The following is a 2,500-nucleotide window of genomic DNA, read 5'->3' as shown; positions in this document are numbered from 1 at the left end:
ATCCTCCACCATTCCTTGTTCGTGAGACACCACGCCCAAGCGCGTTGCAATTGCAGTGCGTTTCGGTGTTGTCGTTCTTGTGTTCGACAATCAGCAGTCCTCGTGGCTGCACGGCTGTTCTTTAAAAATTCATAGAGTCGAAATCAGCGTTGCTGATGGAAAGCGTACTGTCGTAAAGGTCGGTGCGCACCGTGCCATCAGCAACATTTTGATTGCGTCAACGAATATTCAATTTGATAGCAAATTGGATACGGCATAACGCGCCGGGTGAAAGACCCGGCAAGCATTTGCTTGATACGGATGGCGATGAGGCTTGCATGAGTGGAAACACTCGGTCAGGCGTCAAAGTTATAGGGTCAAGTGAATAAGAGCATGTGGTGGATGCCTTGGCGATGATAGGCGACGAAGGACGTGATAGCCTGCGATAAGCTTCGGGGAGCTGGCAAATAAGCTTTGATCCGGAGATTTCCGAATGGGGAAACCCACCGAAAGGTATCGCACACTGAATACATAGGTGTGCGAGGCGAACCGGGTGAACTGAAACATCTCAGTAGCTCGAGGAAAAGACATCAACCGAGATTCCGAAAGTAGTGGCGAGCGAAATCGGAGAAGCCTGCAAGTGATAGCACAAGACTTAGCGGAACGCTCTGGAAAGGGCGGCCATAGTGGGTGATAGCCCCGTACGCGAAAAGACCTGTGTGGTACTGAGCTTGCGAAAAGTAGGGCGGGACACGTGAAATCCTGTCTGAAGATGGGGGGACCATCCTCCAAGGCTAAATACTCATCATCGACCGATAGTGAACAAGTACCGTGAGGGAAAGGCGAAAAGAACCCCGGGAGGGGAGTGAAATAGATCCTGAAACCGCATGCTTACAAAAAGTCGGAGCCCGCAAGGGTGACGGCGTACCTTTTGTATAATGGGTCAGCGACTTACATTCAGTGGCAAGCTTAACCGAATAGGGTAGGCGCAGGGAAACCGAGTCCGAATAGGGCGATTCAGTCGCTGGGTGTAGACCCGAAACCAGGTGATCTATCCATGGCCAGGATGAAGGTGCCGTAACAGGTACTGGAGGTCCGAACCGACCAGTGTTGCAAAACTGGCGGATGAGCTGTGGATAGGGGTGAAAGGCTAAACAAACCTGGAAATAGCTGGTTCTCTCCGAAAACTATTTAGGTAGTGCCTCAAGTATTACCGTCGGGGGTAGAGCACTGTTTTGGCTAGGGGGTCATGGCGACTTACCAAACCAAGGCAAACTCCGAATACCGATGAGTACAGCTTGGGAGACAGAGCACCGGGTGCTAACGTCCGGACTCAAGAGGGAAACAACCCAGACCGCCAGCTAAGGTCCCTAAAATTGGCTAAGTGGGAAACGAAGTGGGAAGGCTAAAACAGTCAGGATGTTGGCTTAGAAGCAGCCATCATTTAAAGAAAGCGTAATAGCTCACTGATCGAGTCGTCCTGCGCGGAAGATGTAACGGGGCTCAAGCCAGTTACCGAAGCTGCGGATTCGCCAGCAATGGCGAGTGGTAGGAGAGCGTTCTGTAAGCCTGTGAAGGTGGCTTGTAAAGGCTGCTGGAGGTATCAGAAGTGCGAATGCTGACATGAGTAGCGTTAAAGCGGGTGAAAAGCCCGCTCGCCGTAAGCGCAAGGTTTCCTACGCAACGTTCATCGGCGTAGGGTGAGTCGGCCCCTAAGGCGAGGCAGAGATGCGTAGCTGATGGCAAGCAGGTCAATATTCCTGCACCGATCACAAGTGCGATGTGGGGACGGATCTTAATAAGTTATCCGGGTGTTGGATGTCCCGGTTTAGGCAGATGTAGGCGCGCGTTAGGCAAATCCGGCGCGCATATACCGAGGCTGTCGATCGAGCGAGCTTGCTCGCGAAGTAACTGAAAGGGGTCCCAGGAAAAGCCACTAAGCTTCAGCTTGTGATCGACCGTACCGCAAACCGACACTGGTGCGCGAGATGAGTATTCTAAGGCGCTTGAGAGAACTCGGGAGAAGGAACTCGGCAAATTGACACCGTAACTTCGGAAGAAGGTGTGCCCTAGTAGTGTGTAGAGAACATCGAAGCACGAATGGGTTGCAAAAAATAGGTGGCTGCGACTGTTTATTAAAAACACAGCACTCTGCAAACACGAAAGTGGACGTATAGGGTGTGACGCCTGCCCGGTGCTGGAAGATTAATTGATGGGGTGCAAGCTCTTGATCGAAGTCCCAGTAAACGGCGGCCGTAACTATAACGGTCCTAAGGTAGCGAAATTCCTTGTCGGGTAAGTTCCGACCTGCACGAATGGCGTAACGATGGCCACACTGTCTCCTCCCGAGACTCAGCGAAGTTGAAATGTTTGTGATGATGCAATCTCCCCGCGGAAAGACGGAAAGACCCCATGAACCTTTACTGTAGCTTTGTATTGGACTTTGAACAGATCTGTGTAGGATAGGTGGGAGGCTTTGAAGCCTGGTCGCTAGATCAGGTGGAGCCAACGTTGAAATACC

General features: G+C 51.7%; 1 tRNA gene and 1 rRNA gene (both cut by a window edge). Both read left to right on the top strand.

The features are described 5' to 3' along the window. A tRNA-Ala gene (locus WDZ95_RS06810) sits at nt 1–11 on the top strand; it begins 65 nt to the left of the window's first position. A 343-nt stretch (nt 12–354) separates the two neighbouring features. Further along, nucleotides 355–2,500: ribosomal RNA gene (locus tag WDZ95_RS06805) — 23S ribosomal RNA — on the top strand; it runs 728 nt beyond the window's last position.

The organism is Hydrogenophaga sp. T2, from assembly GCF_049843535.1.
Classification (GTDB): Bacteria; Pseudomonadota; Gammaproteobacteria; order Burkholderiales; family Burkholderiaceae_C; genus Hydrogenophaga; species Hydrogenophaga crocea.
Note: the sequence above shows the minus strand (reverse complement) of the source record. Positions and strands in the feature narration are given on the sequence as shown.